Here is a 22,678-nt window from a genome sequence, read left to right on the forward strand (position 1 = left end):
GCATGAGAACAATACGTGTTCCCATACCTCTTCAATGAATATGATTCTTCAATATTACTCTTTTTCTTTTGTTTAAAAAAGAGTTTAACTCAATGTGTATCCTGCAATACGAAGTGTAGAGTCCCTGCATTTACCAAATCATGTTGCGAGATAGTGTATCCTTTCAGCTTCTTATCTCCGGCCGTAACTTCCTTGATATAAATATCAGCAGGCGTTTTATGTTCGGATTCTATGACCAACTCTCCTTTTGGATAGAATTTCTTATCCAATTGGATAGTTACTTTATTAAAGGTCGGCGAAGTCAGGACATAATCCAAATCACCCGGACAGGCTGGATAAAAGCCCATCATAGAGAAGATGGCCCAGGTAGACATTGTTCCCGTATCATCATTACCCGGAAGACCGTTCGGCGCATTATGATAATATTTCTCAAGCAGTTCGCGGACTGTCTTCTGAGTACGCCAAGCCTCTCCTTTGAAATAACTGAACAAATACGGATAAGCAATATCCGGTTCGTTTGCCATATCGTAGTAACCTTTATCGAAAACCATTTGCAGTTTGTCCACAAATTTCTTTTGTCCGCCCATCAACTTGGCCAATCCTTTAATATCATGCGGAACATAGAATGTATAATTCCAGGCATTCCCTTCATGGAAGCCAGGGCTCGGTTCAAAGTTTTCTCCCTGTTTCGGGTCAAAAGGAGAATAGAATGTTCCATCCGGCAAGATTGGACGGAGCGTACCATATTCCTTGCTATAATAATGTTTGTAGCCCATTGCACGTTCACGGAATAATTTAGCGTCTTCCTTCTTTCCTAACGCATCGGCCAGCAACGACAGGTTCCAGTCGGCAATATAGTATTCGAGGGCATGCGATACGGAATTATCATACTGTTCGCGAAGAGGAACATAACCAAGACTCATATAATCGTTATTATCTGGACGCAGCAGATTAAATTCACCCGGAGTAGTTGCCCCTTTGCGCATTCCCTCATAAGCAGTCTCGATATCATAATCACGCAAGCCACGCAGATAAGCATCCACTATATAAGGAATAGAAGGATCGCCTTCCATTGTCAAGGTTTCGCGTCCGTAAAGCTCCCACTTAGGTAGCCAACCGCTTTCTTTGTACATATCAATCATTGTACGGATAATATCCAGTTGCTTTTCCGGATACAGGAGAGTCATTAAGGTACTTACATTGCGATAGGTATCCCATAAAGAAAATACGGTATAACGGTTGCCGGTAGTATGACCTACTTTCAGGCTTTCCATCATCGGGTATTCGCCGTTTACATCCTGTATGATATTCGGATGGATAAGCAGGTGGTACATGGCGGTATAGAAAATAATCTTATCCGTCTGTGAGCCGCCTTCCACTTTCACACGGGAAAGATCTTTATTCCACATCGTAGATGCTGCCGTACGAACCTTATCAAAATTGAAATCCGGCTGTTCAGTATTCATATTCAGGCGGGCATTTTCTATGCTGACAAAAGATACACCCATCTTTACCTCTATTGTTTCATTCTCTTCCGTATCGTAGGTAAACCATACACCAATGTCATCACCACTCATTTCACGGTCATATTTGGTATAAAGTTTATATTTTCCGGAATAAGCATCCCATTGGGCTTCCACGCCTTTCATTTCGCGTTGTTTCTTCCAGTAACCAACTTGCTTCGGAGCCTTGCTTACCTTCATTACAAAATAAATAGGGAATACCGCCTGCGGGTTATAGCAGAAGGTTCCTAATAACTTGCTTCCTTCGATTTCGGTATCACTTACCCGGCGAACGGTCGCACCTGTTTCATTAGTCAATCCTTCTCCTAAATTAAGCAGGATATTTCCCTGTCCCTTTGGAAAGGTGAAACGGGTAAGCCCGGTACGCATACTGGCGGTCGCTTCTGTCTTGATACCGTATTTGGTCAGGATATTGCTGTAGTAACCGGGCTGGGCTACTTCATTCTTATATTCGCTGCCATACTCCCGGTAATCGACATTCACATCTCCGGTAGTAGGCATCAATAAAAGACTTCCCAAATCAGGACAACCGACTCCACTCAGGTTCACATGGGAAAAGCCTGTAAAATAGTTGTTATCCGCCGAATAAGGGGTCGACCACCACTGGCTGTCTTTATCAAATTTATTGCTTTTGGAACCCATTACATTAAAAGGCGTGACACTCATCATTCCCTGGGGACAAATAGCCCCGGGATTGGTCGTACCATAATTGCTGGTTCCGATAAATGGATTTACATAGTCTACCGGCTGCTGTGCGGATGCCGTAAATATACCGCAGCAAAGCAGAAAGGCCATTAACTGTTTCTTCATTTGTCGTCTATTTTAGTTATTTAGATATTATTCAAGAAATCATAGACAGATATCCGGAAACTGTTGGCAATTAGGTTTCGTACTCAATCAATGAATCGGCAGAAACCGAAATAACTGTCAACTGTCAACTTAATCCTACCATATTACAATCTCATCCGCAAAAGTAAATCCTTTATTAGCACGAGGTGCTTTTATGCGGATATAGCGGGCTTTCCAGTTGCCGTCGAAACGGTATTCCTGAAACAATAAGTTAGGATCGTCCGCTGGTATTGTTGTTGGAACAATTCCGCAAGATGTAAAGTTCTCTCCGTCCTCTGATACCAACATCTCTACATCTTTAGGTTGGAATACTCCCGGTCCTATCAATTGCATAAACCGGATAGATACATTATGAATATCCGTCACCTCTTCCATATCCACAACGCAATCCAAGTTATCCAGATATCCCTGCCAGCGACCATCCAGATAAGTAAGACCTCCACGATAGCCATCCAACAAAGCATTCATACCACCTGCCATATAACCGTCATACAGCTTACTATTATAATGTATAGGCTTATTTATTCCCCGGTGATAATCCACTTTCTTTTCCGTAGGAGTTCCCTGCAACTGTCCATCCTTGAAGATAGCGGCAACGATATGGGCAGAATCCCTCACTGTAATTGGAGTTTTATAAATAGAAGAAGTGGCGGTAGGAACCGAACCGTCTGTCGTATAATGTATCTCTGCCGGATACTTTTCTGCATCCAGAAGAACTTCAATCTGTTTCTTTACGGTATCTACCGACATGGTTACTTCCAGTTCGTCCGAAAGGGTAAACGGATGAAGTCCCATCTTTTCTAATTGAGGGATGTGGGCATTTACACGTGGCTTGAAATCTTCCCAGGAGCGTAATTCTTGGGGTGTCCAGGCTATCTCGGCAAGAGCAAGGGCACGGGGGAACATCATATATTCAAGATGTTCAGGAGTTGTAATATACTCGGTCCAAGTATTAGCCTGTACCCCTACAATATGCTTACTTTCTTCTGCTGTCAACGAATCTACCGGAACAGGATTATAGCTATAGACTTTCTTTATAGGAGTATAACCGCCGATTGCGTAAGGCTGCGTTTTAGGATCAGCCTGATAGAAGTCAAAATAGAGGTAATTGCCGGGAGTCATCACCACATCATGTCCCATTCGTGCCGATTTGATACCACCGCTTTCACCACGCCAGGACATGACGGTAGCATCCGGAGCTAAACCTCCTTCCAATATCTCGTCCCAGCCAATCAATTTACGGCCTTTGGTATTCAGGTATTCTTCCGCGCGATGTATCATATAGCTTTGAAGCTCATCCACATGTTGCATGCCATTCTTTTTCATCAAAGCCTGACATTTGGGACAAGTCTTCCAAGCTGTTTTGCCAGCTTCATCGCCTCCGACATGGATATATTCGGACGGGAATAATTCGATTATCTCTCCCAGCACATCTTCCATAAAGGTAAATGACTTCTCATTACCGATACAGAAATCTCCATTCTTATAAGGTTTGCCGGAACAACTCAATTCCGGATAAGCGAATAAGACCTCTTCCGAATGTCCGGGAAATTCGATTTCCGGCAATATATTAATATGACGCTCGGCGGCATAGGCCACCAATTCGCGAATATCCTCTTTTGTATAATAGCCACCATAAGCACCGGGAGTTCCTTCCGGTAAATATTTTCTGTCGCCTCCATCCCACCATTTACGCCAATCGGATTCCGTACGGAAAGCGGTTTCGGATGTCAGTTTCGGATATTTATCCATCTGGATACGCCAACCTCCTGCATCTGTCAGGTGCATATGTAATGTATTCAATTTATAATAAGCCATCACATCCAGCAATTTCTTTACCTCTTCTTTGGGAAAGAAATGGCGGGAAACATCCAAATGCAAACCACGGTATTTAAAACGGGGTTCGTCTTTAATTGTACCATAAGGCAATCCTTGTGGAGTAAGTAACTGGCGGAGCGTTTGTTTACCATAAAATAATCCGGCTTCCGAACCTGCCTGGAGACTAATACCATCTTTAGATATGGATAGCTCATACTTTTCAGGATTGTCCTCTGCTAATGATGTATTTACCTGATAAGTAATCGACCCGGATTGTCCCTGTGGTATTTGCAGACTATCATCTACCTGCAAATATCCCCCTGTAAGCTCCATATAAGCGGGTTTAGGGATTAATGTGTTTGTCACAGTCTGTTTAGGAGAACAGGAAACCAAAAGCAACGAACATGCCAAAGCACCTCCTATCGCCTTCTTCTTAAATCGTTTTGGCAACAACATAAATATACGGTTTAATGTGTTTAATTCTTAGCGGGATAAATATACAAAGAAAAATCAGAAGCCTGCTTTTTATGATAGGATTAATTGGATCACCCCGAAAAGTTGTGGGGTAAAAAAAAGATAGTAGTTTTGCTTTATGGAAACAGGCTACGAACTATTATTACCCGAAGGTCTACTGACCTATTTTGATGTAACCCATGCCGAGCGCACATCTACAGCCATATTAATCTATTTAGATGAAAAGGATTTATCAGAAATGGAGCGTAAAGATAAACATCTTCAGTCTAAAGGTTTTTATCCCCCCACCTCCATTCATGACTTCCCACTTCGAGGTAAAAGTTTAATCCTTCATGTGCGTCGGCGTCGTTGGGTGGATATGGATACAGGTAATCCTTTTATGCGTGATTGGGAAGTAGTATCAAAAGGCACCCGCTTAACAGAGGAGTTTGCCTCTTTTTTAAAAGGAACACCTGGATAATACCCCTGTTAATTGTAGCACATTGGCTAAGTTCTATGGGCTAAATGGTCAGCGGTTAGAGGAATGGTACCGTTTACATTTATCTGGTTTTTATGAATGGGAAGACCGTGAACATGCCGACAAATGGTTATTGTTTGAGAAAAACATGGGTTCTTTTCTAAGTATAGATGAAACCTCTTTGAGCGACAATGAGCTTTATACCATTCTGACTAATAAAGAAGCCAAGGGACGCAAAGGATCAATTGTAGCAATAATCAAGGGAACTAAAGCGGAAGAAGTTATAGAGGTACTGTTAAGAATAAAAGACAGGTTACGTTGTAAAGTAAAGGAAGTCACTTTAGATATGGCTGCCAATATGGGCTTAACAGTACGTCGCTGTTTTCCGAAAGCAGCACAGGTAACAGATCGTTTTCATGTGCAAAAACTCGCCTGTGATGCTCTGCAGGATATGAGGATAGCTCTTCGTTGGCAAGCTATCGAAGAGGAAAATAAAGAGTTCGCATTGGCCAAAGAAAGTAAGGAGCCCTATGTGGCATTGATTCTTGAAAATGGAGACACTCACCGTCAACTCTTGATAAGAAGCCGTTATTTGTTGTTCAAGAATGAAGATAAGTGGACACCAAGGCAAAGACAAAGAGCAGAAATATTATTTCACTATCATCCTTCTTTAGAAGTTGCCTATAAGCTGACTATGCAGTTAAAGAGTATCTATCAAACAACCAAAGATAAAAAAATGGCTCTTACGCGCTTAGCTCGCTGGTATAATGCTATTGAAGAATCCGGATTTGAGCATTTTGGAACAGTTATGCGCTCTGTACAGGCACATTATAGAACTATCTTAAACTTCTTTGACCGTAGAGCAACAAATGCTTCGGCTGAATCCTTCAATGCTAAGATCAAAGCTTTTAGATCGGTTCTTAGAGGTGTTAACAATATCCCTTATTTCTTATTTAGACTCAAAAATATTTATGCGTAGTTCCACAACTTTTCGGGGTGATCCGATTAATTGCATAAGTAAAATCCGGAATAAAAAAGAAGAGGGTATTTCTTAATCGAAATACCCTCTCTTTATGAAAAGAAAGCCGCACTGTAGATATGAACAAACTCCGTATGACAGGATTTGAGTGCTTTGCCACCTTTGTAATCCGCCGTGCTAAGCATACCCCGAAGGGCGCGGCCCGCCATTAGCGACAAGAGCTATGTCTCGGAATTAAAAAAACTGATGAGTTTCCCAATCGAACATGTGCGGCTAACTCATTTTTTTCTATTACAAAGATATGTATTCCATTTGATATATACAAGAAATCGCACAAAAAAGAGCCCTGTTATGGAGCTCTTTTTTACTATTGATTGAGTATCAACTTACTTTACTTTTGCAACGATTGCTTTGAAAGCTTCCGGATGGTTTACTGCCAAATCGGCAAGAACTTTACGGTTGATTTCGATTCCTGCAGCGTGCAAAGCACCCATCAAACGAGAGTAAGACATACCTTCCAAACGGGCAGCAGCGTTAATACGCTGGATCCACAATGCGCGGAAATTACGTTTCTTGTTACGACGGTCACGGAATGCATAAGTCAAACCTTTTTCCCATGTGTTTTTTGCTACGGTCCAAACATTCTTGCGTGCACCATAATAACCACGGGTAAGTTTTAAAATCCGTTTTCTTTTTGCTCTTGAAGCAACATGATTTACTGATCTAGGCATAATTCTAATCTGTTTTGAATGTTAGCGTCATTCTTTATAAATGAACTTGTTAGCTAAATACATTCGGTTAATAAAAATCTTGTAAAAACTCGCTTAATTGAAGATTACTTTAAGCCAAGCAACTGCTTAACATTGCTTACGTCAACACGGTCAATCAATCCCACGTGAGTAAGGTTTCTCTTCTGCTTTTTAGTCTTCTTTGTTAGAATGTGACTTTTAAAAGCGTGTTTTCTCTTGATTTTACCTGATCCGGTAAGGGCGAACCTCTTTTTGGCACCGGAATTAGTCTTCATCTTAGGCATTTTCCAATTATTTTTAATTATTAAACGTTACACCCTCCATCGGGTGGTTCTTATTATTCATCTTTATCGCTATCATCCGCACCCTGTACCTGTGGCTTAGGTGTAACAACAACTTTTTTAACAACGGGCTTAGGGTTTGAAGACGGAGCAGAAGGTGCAACCGTACTCTTCTTAGGAGTAAGCATAATAATCATACGCTTACCTTCCAATACCGGCAACTGCTCTACTTTACCGTAATCTTCCAAATCATTGGCAAAGCGAAGCAACAATACTTCTCCCTGCTCTTTGAACAAAATGGAACGGCCTTTAAAAAACACATAAGCTTTAACCTTTGACCCTTCTTCCAAAAAGCCTTTTGCATGTTTCAACTTAAAATTGTAATCGTGATCATCTGTCTGAGGTCCGAAACGAATCTCCTTTACAACCACTTTCACAGACTTGGCTTTCTGTTCTTTTTGTCTTTTTTTCTGTTGATAGAGGAACTTTTGATAATCAATTACTCTACAAACGGGGGGCGCAGCATTCGGTGAAATTTCAACAAGATCTAATCCTTGGTCTTCAGCTATTTTTAATGCCTGGGATATAGGAAATACTCCCTGTTCAACATTGTCACCTACTAAACGAACTTCACGAACGCGAATACGTTCATTAATTCTATACTGTTCTTTCAGACTGTCATTCTTCATTCAAAAAGATTTATTCTCCTCGTTATTAGTTATTTAATCAATTATTTTTCTGCCAGCTATTCAACTGGTCCTCTATTTCATTCTTTAAAAGCGCTGCAAAGGTAGTAATTTTCATCGAACCTTTATCACCTTCACCCTGTTTTCTTACAGAAATTTCATTATTTTCCGCCTCTTTCTCTCCAACGATGAGCATATAAGGGATACGCTTCAATTCTGTGTCACGGATTTTACGTCCTATCTTCTCGTTACGGTCATCAACTAGCACACTTAAATCGTCTGCTTCAAGCTGACGTTTTACTTCATAAGCATATTCGTTGAACTTTTCGCTGATAGGCAGAATCGCTACCTGATCAGGAGTCAACCATAACGGGAACTTACCACCTGTATGCTCAATCAATACGGCAACAAAACGTTCCATAGAGCCGAACGGTGCACGGTGAATCATAACAGGGCGGTGCTTCTTATTGTCTTCTCCTGTATATTCCAGCTCAAAACGTTCCGGCAAGTTATAGTCTACCTGGATAGTGCCCAACTGCCAACGGCGTCCGATAGCATCTTTTACCATGAAATCCAACTTAGGACCATAGAATGCTGCTTCACCGTATTCAACTTTGGCTTTCAAACCTTTTTCCTGACAAGCTTCAATAATAGCAGTTTCTGCCTTTTCCCAGTTTTCATCGGAACCGATATACTTATCACGGTTCACCTTATCACGTAAAGAGATCTGAGCTTCAAAATTTTCGAAATCAAGAGCCTTAAAGATGATAAAGATAATATCCATTACTTTCAGGAATTCATCTTTCAACTGGTCCGGACGACAGAACAAGTGTGCATCATCCTGCGTAAAACCACGAACCCTTGTCAGACCATGTAATTCACCACTCTGTTCATAACGGTATACTGTTCCGAACTCTGCAAAACGAAGAGGTAGGTCTTTGTATGAACGCGGGAATGCCTTGAATATCTCACAGTGGTGAGGACAGTTCATAGGTTTTAATAAAAACTCTTCACCTTCTTGCGGAGTATGAATCGGCTGGAAAGAGTCTTTTCCGTATTTCGCATAGTGTCCTGATGTCACATACAGTTGCTTGCCTCCGATATGCGGAGTCATTACCTGCTGGTAGCCATATTTCTTCTGGATACGTTTCAGGAAATCTTCCAGTTTCAAGCGAAGTTGCGTACCACGCGGCAACCACAACGGAAGCCCAGCTCCTACAGCTGTCGAGAATGTAAACAATTCCAGTTCTTTACCAACTTTACGATGGTCGCGTTTTTTAGCTTCTTCCATTAATGCCAGATATTCATCCAACATTTTTTTCTTCGGGAAGGTAATACCATACAAACGAACCAATTGTTTACGTTTTTCATCTCCACGCCAGTAAGCACCGGCTACGCTTAATATTTTAACGGCTTTCAGATAAGAAGTATTCGGCAAGTGCGGTCCACGGCACAGGTCTGTAAATGAGCCTTGCGTATAAGTGGTAATATGCCCGTCTTCCAATTCGCTGATAAGCTCGGTTTTGTACTCTTCACCTCTTTCGCCAAACATTTTCATAGCATCCGCCTTTGAAATACTCTGACGTTTGATTTCTTCCTTCTTTGCTACCAGCTCCAACATTTTAGCTTCGATAGCTGCGAAATCACTTTCTTTAATAACTGTATCACCCGGGTCTACATCATAGTAGAAACCGTTCTCGATAGCCGGTCCGATACCGAATTTAATACCAGGATAAAGTTCCTGCAAAGCTTCTGCCATCAGGTGGGCACTGGAGTGCCAGAATGCATGTTTACCTTCCTCGTCTTCCCACTTGAAAAGTTTGACAGCAGCATCCTGATTGATAGGACGGCTAAGGTCCCAGATTTCACCATTCACACTTGCAGCCAGAACTTCCTGTGCCAGACGGGAACTGATACTCTCTGCAATCTGCATCGCAGTCGTTCCTTCGGCATATTCTTTTACGGAATTATCCGGAAATGTAATCTTTATCATAATCTGTTCACTATAAAATCTTAATAATAGGTTGCAAATTTAGCATTCTTTTTTAGAAATAGAGATATATTGAAAAAAAAGATATATGTTTCGAATTCAAAAGATATGCCCTTTAAAGTCAAAACATACATCTTTTAAATCCGAAACATATATGAATTGTTTTCAAAAATACACACTTTTTTCTATAGATCCGATTATCAATTAGAAGTAGTCATACGTTTGATGATACTATAGGCATTGATAATCCCCAGCTCGCCGGCTTTACTCAAATCGGCTATACCCCGGTTGGCATCTCCCAATGATAAGCGTGCCAGCCCACGGTTAAAATAGGCTTCTGCAAATTCAGGATCACGCTGGATAGCTTCATTATAATCAAGAATTGCAGCCCTGAAATCCCGCTGTGCACAACGCAGGTTTCCACGGTTGAAATAAGCATATACAAAACCCGGATTCAGTTTGATTACCATATCATAATCCCGGGTTATCATTTCGTGTTCGTAAGCTCTCTTATTATCTTTTACCTGGGCTGTCGCCTGATTATTTACAACAGAGGGAGAAGTCTTGCCTATAGTCAGATTCATACTCAGGTTCGACAAGTCATTCTCTATGCTGGTTGCTTGCGACTGCTCGTAGTCTAACTGTTTATAACGCACTACAGCCCGGTTGAAATAGGCCATTGCAAAGTCGGGATTCAACTCGATGGCTTTCGAATAATCCTTGATAGCCTCTGCAAAATCCTGAACTAACATAAAATCGATTGCACGCCCGAAATAAGCATCTGCATTCTTCGGATCGGCTTCTATCTTTGCCGAGAAATTATCAATAGAAGCGAAATGGACTGCTACCTGATCTTCTGTCAAGGCAGCTTCTTCATTTGTAATTCTCAACTTATGCGACAAAAACATACGACGGTTAAACTCTTCTACGGTCTTGTCATAGTAAACCAGTTTCTTAACCGGATCCAGCTTTTCATAATAGGTCAGGATAAACTGCGGTTCAAGATCCACACGGACATTACGATCCTGTACACGTCCGCGAAATTCATTCTGGTATTTGCTCTTACGTTCCTCTTCTTTATCGTAGACCACCAGACGGTTGAATTTATCGATATTCTTATCGGATTGTTCACGGGTTTTATCTTCCTTGTTTTGTCCAGACGATGAGTTAGCTCCCGATGCAGAGGCCGTAGCATTTCCGGTCTTCCCGCTCTCACGCTCTTTCCGCATCTCTTGTTCCATATTGTAGGCAGTCCAGTAATCACGGTCGGCTCCGGCTTCATCACGCATTTTACGTTTGGCATCAGCACGACTGTAATATCCGGGAATAAAACGGGGATATTGAGTAAGCACTACATTATAATCGGCAACAGCACCCTGATAGTCACCGGTTTCAAAACGAAGCAAGGCACGGTTATAATATGCCATGTAGTTGTCCGGTTCGAGCTGCAATACGACATCGAAATCTTCAATCGCACGGTTGTTGTCACCAACTTGTGCACGAAGCAAACCACGGTTAAAACGAGCTATCAGATTCTGGCTGTCCATACTGATTACCTGGTCATAATCTGCCATTGCACCACGCAGGTCATTCATCTGGAAACGGACTAAACCACGGTTGATATAAAAACCGCTCTCACGGGTATTCAGGTGGATAGCTTCATTCAAATCAGATAAAGCCCCTTGCAGGTTGTTCATCTGGTATAACAGAATCGCACGGTTACCGTAAGCAGGAGCGTAATAAGGATCTATGCTGATTGCCTTATCATAATCGGCAAGCGCCTTCACTGTGTCACCTTCTTCCGTATACATGGCTCCACGTGTCAGATAACTCATCGAATATTTAGGATGTGCAGCCAATAAGACATCAAATGCCTTTTCCGCACCTTTATAATCTTTCTTTTGAATATAAGCTACTGCATTGTTAACCAACATCTGCCGGTCTTCCGGTTTAAACTCCAACCCTTTCTGATAGTCGGCAATTGCTTCATCATATTTTTCCTGGCTCTGCCGCGCTATCCCACGAGCATAATACGCCTGCACTAAAAAAGGGTTTCGCTGAAGGCATAAAGAACAGTCTTCCTCGGCACCCTTGAAATCATCCAGATTTATTTTTGCTACCGCACGGTAAAAATAAGGTTCCGCCAACCAGGGTTTTGATTTGATGACCTGGTTAAAATATTGAATGGATAAAACATAATCTTCGAAGTACAAAGCATTACGTCCTATCGCCAGCACACGATCCGTATTAATCTGTGCAAATAAAGAGAATGAAGATATCGCTAAAAACAGCGTGAAAAGTATTTTTTTCATCTGATCATCTTAATCGTTTAAAAAGCAGCACTTATAGTTCCTTGCTTCCAACCGACAAAAATAAACATTTAACCGGGAAATGAAAATAAGAAATAGTGAAAATATCCTTAGAGTCCCTTCCGCCACCAGAACAAAAGCCCATATAAACGAAAAGGTTGCGTTTATAAGCATATAACATGCTTTAACGCAACCTTTCTATTATATTACAAACCGCTTTTACTTCGGTTCAATCTTAACCATCAAATGATCCTTCGGAATTTTATCACCTTCCTGCACATTCACTTCAGTTACCACTCCTGCAACCGGAGCTACCACCCGATTAAACATTTTCATCGCCTGGTGAATCAAAAGCAACTGACCGGCTTCAACTTCCTGCCCTTGCTTAACTTCCAACTTTACGATTGTACCGGGAAGATGAGAAATCACATCACCGATAAAGGGCTTATGCCAGACTTTACGGTTTTTATACTTTGTAGTCAGCAGTGTTTTATATTTACGTGCAGTTACTACAAAATCTACATATTCGTTATCTTTCTCTTTCTGTTCCATATTCAAAAATTTTACAGGGTTAATTAGAACGGAGGCAATCCGTGCTTCTTAGCCGGTCTGTATTCCTCTTTCAATATAGAAAGTTTAAGCGCATGAAGCAACAATGAGCGTGTTTCTTTCGGCTCGATAACAGAATCGATGAACCCTTTGGAGGCTGCCACAAACGGGTTGGCAAACTTCTCAATATATTCTTTTACCTTTTCCTGACGCATTGCATTCTGATCTTCTGCTTCCATGATTTCCTTACGGAAAATAATATTAGCAGCACCTTCCGGTCCCATAACAGCAATTTCTGCAGAAGGCCATGCAAACATAAAGTCTGCACCCAGGTGACGGGAGTTCATTGCGATGTATCCACCACCATAAGCCTTACGCAAGATAACTGTAATCTTTGGAACTGTAGCTTCAGAATAAGCATACAAGACTTTTGCACCGTGACGAATCACACCTGCATGTTCCTGGTCTACACCCGGCAGATAACCCGGCATATCTTCCAAAGTAATAATAGGAATATTGAATGAGTCGCAGAAACGAATGAAACGTGCAGCTTTATCAGCACTGTCGCAATCCAATACACCGGCAAGTACCATCGGCTGGTTGGCTACAAAACCTACAGTTTCACCACCCATACGGCCAAAACCTATTACGATATTGGCTGCCCACAGTTCCTGAATTTCCAGGAAGTCAGAATCATCAACAATACATTTAATAACATCACGAACATCATACGGTTGTTTCGGATCGGCAGGCACAACCTGTTCGATATTCAACATTGCAGACGGTTCTTTCGGTTCGATAGCTTTTGCTTTTTCCTGGTTGTTCCAAGGAATGAAGCTAACCAAACGTTTAACCTGTTCGAAACAATCCTGTTCACTCATTGCATAGAAGTGAGCATTACCTGTTATTTCAGCATGAACACGTGCACCACCCAGATCTTCCATAGAAATATCTTCACCCAATACAGTCTTGATAACATTCGGACCGGTGATAAACATCTTAGAGATATTTTCAACCACGAATACGAAGTCTGTCAAAGCCGGAGAATAAACAGCACCACCGGCACAAGGACCAAGAATCAAAGAAAGCTGAGGAATAACACCGGAAGCAATTGTATTACGATAGAAAATTTCGCCATAACCAGCCAATGCACCTACACCTTCCTGAATACGAGCACCACCCGAGTCATTGATTCCGATAATCGGACATTTCATCTTCAGTGCGTGATCCATGATCTTAGTGATTTTACGGGCATGCTGTAAACCGAGCGAACCACCGGCTACAGTAAAGTCCTGTGCATAGATACAAACAGGGGCACCGAAAATAGTACCGGTACCTGTAACTACACCATCACCAGGCAGGTCTTTTTTCTCCATACCAAAATCACGGCCATCATGCTTCACGAACAAGTCGTATTCATGAAAAGAATTTTTATCCAACAAGGAGAGAATACGGTCACGGGCTGTAAGTTTACCCATTGCAATCTGCTTTTCAATAGCAGCTTCGCCTCCACCCATCTCTACAACGGCTTTCTTTTCTCTGAGGGTCTGAATGTTTTTACTTAAATCTGTCATACTCATTTATTTAATAGAGTTCCAATTATTTTCCAACCGCTTTTGCTCTATATGAACAACGGGCTGTACCTTTAATTATACCATTTAGTTTTCCTTTATTCAACTGACGGCGGATCGCTGAGATATTATCAATAAATACATGTCCGCCCAAATGTTCGCACTCATGTTGTACAACGCGGGCTGCAAACCCGTCTACTGTTTCATCGTGTTCTTCCAGATTTTCATCCAGATATTTTACACGTATGGTTTTGGCACGTGAAACTTTTTCATGGATTCCCGGCAAGCTCAGGCATCCTTCTTCCATTGCTATTTCTTCTTCGCTGCTTTCTACAATTTCAGGATTGACCATTGCACGCTTGAAACCCTTACATTCCGGAAAATCATCTCCCATAACATCAGCATCAATAACAAGCAAACGAAGTGATAAACCAACCTGGGGAGCAGCAAGTCCTACTCCATCGGCATTATACATTGTCTCAAACATATTTGCTATCAACTGTTTCAATTCAGGATAGTCTTTAGGAACCACTTCGGTTTCTTTCCTCAATACGGGCTGTCCGTACAGATATATTGGTAAAATCATAACTTTATAACTGATATTTTTTATTTTCCAAATATGATTGCAGGATAATTGTGGCACTGATTTCATCCACCAGTCCTTTATCCTGTCTTTTCTTTTTCTTTACCCCTCCATCCAACATTGCTTGATGTGCCAATACCGAAGTAAAACGCTCATCATAATATTCTACGGGTATATCAGGAAGGGTACGTTTCAGATGTGTAACGAAAGCTTCCACATATTTCATGTTTTCCGAGGGTTCATTATTCATTTGTTTGGGAAGCCCGACTACAAAACGTTCCACAGGTTCACGGGATATGTAATCTGTGAGAAACTTCACTAGCTCCCCGCTCGGTACTGTGGTCAAACCATTCGCTATCATTTGTAACGTATCTGTTACAGCTATACCGGTTCGTTTCCGACCATAATCAATTGCTATAATTCTTCCCATCGGGCACAAAGATAACACAAATTCAAATTATAATTACACATATACATAAAAAGTGTGCAGCGAAATGCCACTTTACTACCTAAACAGCTGATTAAAAACAACAAAAAGAAAGGGAATGCCCAAACGGACATTCCCCAATCTATACTTATAATATATGAATGAATTATTCGTTAACCGACATAATCGCAACACGGTTCCAGTTGTTTGTTCCGTAAGGCTGAACATCAGAACCCTTCCATTCAACTGTAATCTGGTTAGAAGATATACCGTATTTATCCATCAGTTCTTTAGCAACGGCTTTAGCACGTTTTTCAGAAAGAGCCATATTGTATTCAGCTGAACCGGTGTCTTTATCTGCATAGCCAATCACCTTGATAGCTGTACCGTTATTCTTCATGAACTGAGCAGTATTGTAGATATTAATCTGCTGGTTCTTATCTATCTTAGCGCTATTGATACGGAAGTATACAATATTGTCTACATAATTATTTACAACTTCAGTAGCAACTACTTCTTCACATTCCGGACAAGAAACCGGACGTTTGCTCAACTGGTCGTTTTCTGCACGTAAAGAGTTAATCTGACCGTTCAGGTCGTTCAGCAATGCATAATCCATCGGTTGAAGAACTTCAAAGTCAGTCTTACCCAATTTGAATGTCAAACCTGCGCTCAATTGTACGATACCGTCAGATAATTTACCCATTTGAACACGGTTAAACTGTTCGTTCAATAAAGAACCCTGGATTTCAACGTTCAAATCTACACGTTTGCTCAAACGGAAAGCTGTCAAGATACCAGCATTCAATGAAGGAGATTCGCTTCTCGGAATACCTCTGTTATCATCCGGAGTTTTAAAGCGCTGTGCATAACCGACACCAATCCAAGGAATCAAACGGAACACTCTCTTTTCATTATAAGGAGCCCAGAAATTTGTCACATCCCATAGCAAATCTGCGTGAGCAGCGGCATACGTATTATGTTGCATAAACTGAGCGTTATCACCTTCAAAACCATGTAAGACACCACCGTTAAACTGTACACGGAATGCCAAATAAGGATTGAACCATTTACCGAAAGATAACTGAGGTGCAAAGTTCAAACGGTTTTTAAACTGAGCCTTATCATTCTGGTCGCCTAATAAAATACTGGCACCACCGGCAACTGATATAAACCAATTATCACGTGCTCTGTTTTTCTTAAAGTTTGTTTTATAACCCGGTTCTGTGCTATATCCCACCTGTGGTTGAAATTCCTGCGCAGCGGCAGAGAAAACAAAACCTGATAACAAAGCAAAAAGTAATACTTTTGTCTTCATATTCATCAACATTATTAAATTAAACAATTAATTTTCTTAACTAAAAACGCTTAATAGGCGCGAAAGTAACTCTTTTTCTAATTATAACAAATTATTGCTATAATGGTTTTGCTTTACTCGAAATAATTTAAAATTTTATATCCGCCTTCTCTCAGATAAGATTCTTTTTTTGTCAACTTAATATCATTTGCCATCATATCCTCTATTAATGCGGGTAAATCGTATTTCGGTTCCCAGCCCAAGCAAGTCCGTGCCTTTGTGGCATCACCGATCAACAATTCAACTTCTGTAGGGCGAAAATACTGAGGATCAACACCTACTACTTCCTGCCCTATTCTTGTTTTAAATTTCTCGAGGTAAGCTTCACCTACCTTTTTTATAAACACATTTTCGTCAATATAGTTTAATAATGCGACCTCATTAACATTTTCGCCTCTAAAAATAATTTCCACGCCGATTTCAGAAAAAGCCATACGAATAAATTCGCGGATAGTGGTAGTAATACCTGTAGCTATTACATAATCATCCGGTTTATCCTGCTGGAGGATGGCATGCATAGCGCGTACATAGTCTTTTGCATGTCCCCAATCACGTTTTGCCGATAAATTACCCAGATAAACCTTATCCTGCATGCCCATTGCTATACGGGAAACGGCACGGGTAACCTTACGGGTAACAAATGTTTCACCCCTTAAAGGTGATTCATGGTTAAACAAAATACCATTGGATGCATGCATATTATAAGCCTCCCTGTAGTTCACCATAATCCAGTAACCATATAGTTTAGCTACGGCATAAGGGCTACGCGGATAGAAAGGAGTAGTTTCTTTTTGAGGGACTTCCTGCACCAAACCATACAATTCGGAAGTTGATGCTTGGTAGATACGGCTTTTGGATACCAGATTCAATAAACGGACAGCTTCCAGGATACGCAATACTCCTAAGGCATCGGCATTCGCTGTATATTCCGGCGTATCGAAACTCACCTTCACATGGCTCATTGCTGCCAGGTTATAAATCTCATCCGGCTGCGTTTCACCAATGATACGGGTCAGATTCAAGCTATCTGTCAAGTCCCCATAATGCAAAATAAAATTACGGTTTTCCACATGAGGGTCTTGATAAATATGGTCTATACGATCTGTATTAAACATTGAAGAACGCCGTTTAATACCATGTACAATATATCCTTTTTTTATTAAATATTCAGCCAGATACGCACCATCCTGTCCGGTTATTCCGGTTATTAAAGCAACTTTACTCATATCGCATTGATTTTCATTAACAATGAACAATTCACGTATTCATTATCAACCGTTCTTATTAATTATCGCTATCCAAATACCAATCATATAAACGCTTCACGCCATCTTCCACTTCAATAGTATGATGCCAACCTAACTCATGTAACTTACTTACATCCGTCAGTTTCCGAAGCGTACCATCCGGCTTGGACGAATCAAAAACAATTTCACCATCAAAGCCCACTTTGTCTTTAATCAGCCATGCCAGCTCTTTTATGGAAAGTTCTTTTCCCGTACCTATATTAATATGGGTATTCCGAACATCCTTTCCTTTCGGACGGACATCTGTAAAATCAACCTGTTCCATAATATAAACAGAAGCATCTGCCATTTCCTCGCTCCATAAAAACTCACGAAGCGGTACTCCTGTGCCCCACAGCTCCACCTTACCCGGATAGATTCCATATTTGGCAAGTATATCCAATATTTCCCGACGGGATGAATGTCCGGATATATTCTCTACGGGACGTTTATCCAAATCCTTCTTTAAGGCATCCCAATTATCCTGATGCAGGCATTTAGCCAGATGAACTTTACGGATCATAGCAGGCATAACATGTGATGTCTCCAAATTAAAGTTATCATTCGGACCATACAGGTTGGTAGGCATCACCGCAATATAATTCGTACCAAACTGAAGGTTATAGCTTTCACACATCTTAATACCTGCAATCTTCGCAATTGCATAAGGCTCATTGGTATATTCCAATGGCGATGTAAGCAAACAACTTTCCGGCATCGGCTGGGGAGCATTCCCCGGATAAATACAAGTACTGCCTAAAAACAACAACTTCTTTACCTTATTTGCATAGGAAGCATGGACAACATTGTTTTGAATCATCAGGTTGATATATATAAAATCAGCCCTATATTTACTGTTTGCCATAATACCCCCCACATGGGCAGCAGCCAGGAATACATATTCAGGTTTCTCCGAAGTGAAGAAATCATCTACAGCCTGTTGGTTTGTCAAATCCAGCTCCGAATGTGTCCGGAGCACAAAATTCGTATATCCGCGTTCCTTTAGATTTTTAAGAATAGCAGAACCTACCAGCCCACGATGACCTGCTACGAATATTTTACTCTCTTTATTCATCACAAAACCTTTCTGTAAAACAGATCTTTTAATTTGCGGTTGCCATCCAACCGCTTATTTATTCTTTTCTTTTACCAGATTCAACAAATACTGTCCATACTGGTTCTTACTCATCGGTTTGGCTATCTCTTTCAGTTGCCCAGCATTAATCCAACCGTTACGAAAAGCTATTTCTTCCAGACAGGCAACTTTCAATCCCTGTCTTTTTTCAATCACTTCCACAAATGTAGAAGCCTCGGACAGGGAATCATGCGTGCCAGTATCCAACCACGCAAAACCGCGTCCCAGCAATTTAACCTTCAAAGCACTCTCTTTCAAAAACTCCTGGTTCACGGTTGTAATCTCCAACTCTCCACGTGCAGAAGGCTTGATGTATTTAGCGACATCCACCACTTTATTCGGATAGAAATAAAGTCCGACTACCGCGTAGTTCGATTTAGGAATCTCCGGTTTCTCTTCAATACTCAATACATTTCCGTCTTTGTCAAACTCGGCAACGCCATAACGTTCCGGATCATTTACATAATAACCGAATACAGTTGCCTTCTGTTCTTTCTGCGCATTGTTCACCGCTTCTCTCAACATTGATGTGAAACTCTGTCCGTAAAAGATATTATCACCCAGTACCAGACAAACCGAATCGTTTCCTATAAATTCTTTACCGATAATAAAAGCCTGCGCAAGTCCGTCCGGCGATGGCTGTTCTGCATATTCAAAACATACTCCATAATCGCTTCCATCTCCTAACAACCGACGAAATCCGGGTAAATCCTGAGGAGTTGAAATAATCAGGATTTCACGTATACCGGCCAACATCAATACGGATATAGGATAATAAACCATCGGCTTATCGTAAATCGGCAATAATTGTTTGGAAACACCCTTTGTTATGGGATATAAACGAGTACCGGAACCTCCAGCTAAAACAATACCTTTCATATGAGTATATTATATTTCTAATTTACCACTTTAAATAAAGGACAAATGTATTAAAAATAATTCACTTCACCTGCTGGAAGAAACATTTCTTGCCAAAGGCTTGTTATGAAATAAATCTACAAATAATTAAAATTAAATTCATATGAAAGATTTAATAGACACTCTCACTTTTGCAGTAAAAAACTGGTGGGTATCCCTATTATTAGGATTATTATATATCCTGATTGCCATCTGCCTGATGTTCACTCCTGTTGCAACGTATATTGCATTAAGTGTTTTATTCAGCATCGCTATGTTTGTTAGCGGAACATTGGAGATTCTTTTTGCTATTAGCAATAAAAAGAATATTTCAAGTTGGGGCTGGTATCTCGCCGGTGGTATTATCGACTTGATTTTAGGTATTTACCTGATGGCTAATGTTGGTTTAAGCATGGCTGTCCTACCGTTTATCGTAGCCTTCTGGTTAATGTTCAGGGGATTTGCTTCCACCGGATATGCGATGGATTTAAAAGGATATGGTTCCAGAAATTGGGGTTGGTATATGGTTTTCGGGATACTGGCAATTTTATGTAGCTTCGGCATCATCTGGCAACCTGGACTCGGTGCTTTGTCTCTGGTTTACATGATGGCATATACATTACTTATAATCGGTGTATTTCGTGTAATGCTCTCTTTCGAATTAAAGAGCTTGCACAAACACCTGAAAAAAGAAGGAAACAAAGAATAAGTGTACATAAAAATGGCAAAAGAGCGATACCATACAGTTCTTTAACAGAACCCTGGTACCGCTCTTTTTTGCATTAAAGTCTTACCATCCGTTGTAATGTACCTGTTGCGGATTATATTTATCTTTTGTCTTTTCCACTCCTGTTGGATATCCTATAGGAATAACGGTCAACGGTATGATCCGTTCAGGCAAACCCACCACTTCCTTTATTACGTCAACACGCTCCTGATACGGATAAGCGGCGGTCCAGACAGCACCCAGTCCCATCGATTCGGCTGCCAGCAGTATATTCTGTGCAGCCGTAGAACAATCCAAGAACCATGAATTGGAAGACTTTACCGTATCCCCACAGACAATAATCGCCTGGTTTGTTTCTTTCAGCATACGTGCCAAAGGAAGCCCATCGCCCAACTTATCCAACAAAGCCCGGTCTGTCACAACCACAAACTCCCAGGGACGGCGGTCTCTTGAAGAAGGGGCAGCCATTCCGGCACGAACCAATAGTTCCAACCGTTCTTTTTCTACTGGACGCTGGGTATATTTACGTACACTCTTACGGCTCAGAATCGTCTCAATAGTCGGATTAACACTTTTGTCCGTCTTCTTCTCTGCTTGTTTACACGACACAAACGAAAACAAGCAGAATACAACAATAAAACATTTTACATATCCAAAGTGCTTTTGTATTTCCATAATCATCAACATATATGCATTATAAAGATTCGTATAAATCATAAAGGCAAATGTAGGAAGAAAGATTATCTTTGTACACTTAAAACAAATACTAATATCCTATTTTTAAGTAATACCTAAAAACACAAAATGGTACAAAATGTAACTCTTCCTACAGAAAAGCAGCATGTAGTATGGCTGGATGTTGTTCGCTTTATAGCCATGTTTACCGTTGTTTGTTGCCATTGTGGCGACCCTTTCAATTTCTATCCGGAACCACTTCCTCCCAATATCGGAGAAATCAAATTCTGGGGCGCTGCTTACGGAGCTTTACTACGCCCTTGTGTCCCATTGTTCGTTATGATAACCGGGGCATTATTATTGCCTATAACCGGCGAGACATCCACTTTCTACAAAAAACGTATCCTGCGTGTATTATGGCCTTTCCTTATCTGGTCTGTCCTTTATAACCTTTTCCCCTGGATAACCGGAGTGCTGGGACTGGATCCCAGAATCATTCTGGACTTTTTCCCTTATTCCGGTGAAGCAGCTACTCTCCAGGCATTCAATATTTCATTAGAAAATATAGCCAAGATTCCACTCAACTTTTCTTTATTGGATGTACATATGTGGTATATATATCTGCTTATCGGTTTATATTTATATATGCCGGTCTTTTCCGCATGGGTGGAAAAAGCATCCGACAAAGCAAAATTATGGTTCCTTGCTGCTTGGGGAGTCACTACCCTATTGCCTTATTACAAACAATTTGTAGATCCGTATATCTGGGGTGCTTGTTCATGGAATGAATTCAATATGCTATATACCTTTGCTGGATTCAACGGTTACCTGTTATTAGGGCATTTCCTTCGCAAACTGGAATGGCCGACAAAGAAAATACTGGCTATCGGTATTCCGATGTTTATTACCGGATATGCAGTTACATTTTTCGGTTTCCGCTATGTAACATCTCTACCGGAATACAGTGAAGAATTTCTGGAATTATTCTTCTACTACTGCTCTTTGAATGTGGTTATGATGACAATTCCGGTATTCATGCTTGCAAAAAAAGTAAACATCCATGCGGAATGGTTAAAAAAAGCATTGGCAAACCTGACGTTATGCGGCTTCGGGGTTTATATGATACATTATTTCTTCACTGGACCTTGTGTATTACTGGTACGTGCCATGAATATTCCAGTTAGCATACAGATACCTGCTGCCGCCATTATTGCATTTGGTACTTCCTGGCTGATTGTATCGATAATCTACAAGGTTATGGGAAAGAAAGCTAAATACCTAATGGGATAATCATTTCATTGTAGGAAACCGGTTATACCTACCTGCTAATACGTAAAAAAGCAAGGATACCTGCAA

General features: G+C 40.9%; 20 protein-coding genes. 4 read left to right on the forward strand and 16 right to left on the reverse strand.

Annotated features, from left to right (window positions below):
* Positions 1-89: 89 nt before the first annotated feature.
* Positions 90-2,333, reverse strand: a complete 2,244-nt coding sequence (locus tag ACGE0T_RS11475) for a GH92 family glycosyl hydrolase (RefSeq protein WP_459186775.1) — start codon at positions 2,331-2,333, stop codon at positions 90-92.
* Between the two features lie 135 nt (positions 2,334-2,468).
* Entirely contained in the window at positions 2,469-4,646 is a 2,178-nt protein-coding gene (locus ACGE0T_RS11480; RefSeq protein WP_459186776.1) for a glycoside hydrolase family 20 protein, read from the reverse strand.
* Between the two features lie 136 nt (positions 4,647-4,782).
* On the opposite strand from ACGE0T_RS11480, the gene ACGE0T_RS11485 reads away from it, so the two are divergent.
* Positions 4,783-5,124, forward strand: coding sequence for an ISAon1 family transposase N-terminal region protein (locus ACGE0T_RS11485; protein WP_459186777.1), 342 nt, complete (start codon positions 4,783-4,785; stop codon positions 5,122-5,124).
* Between the two features lie 22 nt (positions 5,125-5,146).
* On the forward strand, positions 5,147-6,100 hold the full coding sequence (locus tag ACGE0T_RS11490; protein ID WP_459186778.1) for an ISAon1 family transposase: 954 nt from the start codon (positions 5,147-5,149) through the stop codon (positions 6,098-6,100).
* Positions 6,101-6,486: 386 nt separating this feature from the next.
* On the opposite strand, the gene rplT is transcribed toward ACGE0T_RS11490, so the two are convergent.
* From rplT to rfbA, 13 genes are all read right to left on the reverse strand, one after another.
* Positions 6,487-6,831 carry a 50S ribosomal protein L20 gene (gene rplT / locus ACGE0T_RS11495; protein ID WP_022455800.1) on the reverse strand — a complete coding sequence of 115 codons (345 nt, stop codon included), beginning with the start codon at positions 6,829-6,831 and terminating at the stop codon, positions 6,487-6,489.
* A gap of 104 nt (positions 6,832-6,935) precedes the next feature.
* Positions 6,936-7,133: a 50S ribosomal protein L35 gene (rpmI, locus tag ACGE0T_RS11500; protein ID WP_459186779.1), complete on the reverse strand. Its 198-nt coding sequence runs from the start codon at positions 7,131-7,133 to the stop codon at positions 6,936-6,938.
* 53 nt (positions 7,134-7,186) lie between these two features.
* Positions 7,187-7,819, reverse strand: a complete 633-nt coding sequence (gene infC, locus ACGE0T_RS11505; protein WP_459186780.1) for a translation initiation factor IF-3 — start codon at positions 7,817-7,819, stop codon at positions 7,187-7,189.
* A 37-nt stretch (positions 7,820-7,856) separates the two neighbouring features.
* Positions 7,857-9,809: a threonine--tRNA ligase gene (gene thrS, locus ACGE0T_RS11510; RefSeq protein ID WP_459186781.1), complete on the reverse strand. Its 1,953-nt coding sequence runs from the start codon at positions 9,807-9,809 to the stop codon at positions 7,857-7,859.
* A 197-nt stretch (positions 9,810-10,006) separates the two neighbouring features.
* Positions 10,007-12,118 carry a tetratricopeptide repeat protein gene (locus tag ACGE0T_RS11515; RefSeq protein ID WP_459186782.1) on the reverse strand — a complete coding sequence of 704 codons (2,112 nt, stop codon included), beginning with the start codon at positions 12,116-12,118 and terminating at the stop codon, positions 10,007-10,009.
* A 216-nt stretch (positions 12,119-12,334) separates the two neighbouring features.
* On the reverse strand, positions 12,335-12,667 hold the full coding sequence (locus ACGE0T_RS11520) for an acyl-CoA carboxylase biotin carboxyl carrier protein subunit (RefSeq protein ID WP_459186783.1): 333 nt from the start codon (positions 12,665-12,667) through the stop codon (positions 12,335-12,337).
* Between the two features lie 23 nt (positions 12,668-12,690).
* A complete protein-coding gene (locus ACGE0T_RS11525) occupies positions 12,691-14,238 on the reverse strand; it encodes an acyl-CoA carboxylase subunit beta (RefSeq protein ID WP_459186784.1) in 1,548 nt (515 codons plus the stop codon).
* A gap of 25 nt (positions 14,239-14,263) precedes the next feature.
* Positions 14,264-14,821 (reverse strand): peptide deformylase, encoded by a 558-nt coding sequence (gene def, locus ACGE0T_RS11530; protein ID WP_459186785.1) that lies wholly within the window; start codon positions 14,819-14,821, stop codon positions 14,264-14,266.
* 4 nt (positions 14,822-14,825) lie between these two features.
* Positions 14,826-15,248, reverse strand: coding sequence for a Holliday junction resolvase RuvX (gene ruvX / locus ACGE0T_RS11535; RefSeq protein WP_459186786.1), 423 nt, complete (start codon positions 15,246-15,248; stop codon positions 14,826-14,828).
* Between the two features lie 163 nt (positions 15,249-15,411).
* On the reverse strand, positions 15,412-16,563 hold the full coding sequence (locus tag ACGE0T_RS11540; RefSeq protein WP_459186787.1) for an OmpA family protein: 1,152 nt from the start codon (positions 16,561-16,563) through the stop codon (positions 15,412-15,414).
* 113 nt (positions 16,564-16,676) lie between these two features.
* Complete coding sequence (gene gmd / locus ACGE0T_RS11545) at positions 16,677-17,828, reverse strand: GDP-mannose 4,6-dehydratase (RefSeq protein ID WP_459186788.1); 1,152 nt, start codon at positions 17,826-17,828, stop codon at positions 16,677-16,679.
* A gap of 58 nt (positions 17,829-17,886) precedes the next feature.
* A complete protein-coding gene (locus ACGE0T_RS11550) occupies positions 17,887-18,963 on the reverse strand; it encodes a GDP-L-fucose synthase family protein (RefSeq protein WP_459186789.1) in 1,077 nt (358 codons plus the stop codon).
* 54 nt (positions 18,964-19,017) lie between these two features.
* Positions 19,018-19,902: a glucose-1-phosphate thymidylyltransferase RfbA gene (gene rfbA, locus ACGE0T_RS11555; RefSeq protein ID WP_459186790.1), complete on the reverse strand. Its 885-nt coding sequence runs from the start codon at positions 19,900-19,902 to the stop codon at positions 19,018-19,020.
* Between the two features lie 142 nt (positions 19,903-20,044).
* Between rfbA and ACGE0T_RS11560 the strand changes: the two genes are divergently transcribed.
* Entirely contained in the window at positions 20,045-20,629 is a 585-nt protein-coding gene (locus tag ACGE0T_RS11560; protein ID WP_459186791.1) for an HdeD family acid-resistance protein, read from the forward strand.
* Between the two features lie 81 nt (positions 20,630-20,710).
* Here the strand turns inward: ACGE0T_RS11560 and ACGE0T_RS11565 are convergent, their stop codons facing one another.
* Positions 20,711-21,322 carry a nitroreductase family protein gene (locus tag ACGE0T_RS11565; RefSeq protein ID WP_459186792.1) on the reverse strand — a complete coding sequence of 204 codons (612 nt, stop codon included), beginning with the start codon at positions 21,320-21,322 and terminating at the stop codon, positions 20,711-20,713.
* A 129-nt stretch (positions 21,323-21,451) separates the two neighbouring features.
* Here ACGE0T_RS11565 and ACGE0T_RS11570 point away from each other — a divergent pair, with 129 nt between their 5' ends.
* Entirely contained in the window at positions 21,452-22,612 is a 1,161-nt protein-coding gene (locus ACGE0T_RS11570; protein ID WP_459186793.1) for an acyltransferase, read from the forward strand.
* The last annotated feature ends 66 nt before the right edge of the window (positions 22,613-22,678 follow it).

The sequence above is a fragment of the Parabacteroides sp. APC149_11_2_Y6 genome, from assembly GCF_054506995.1.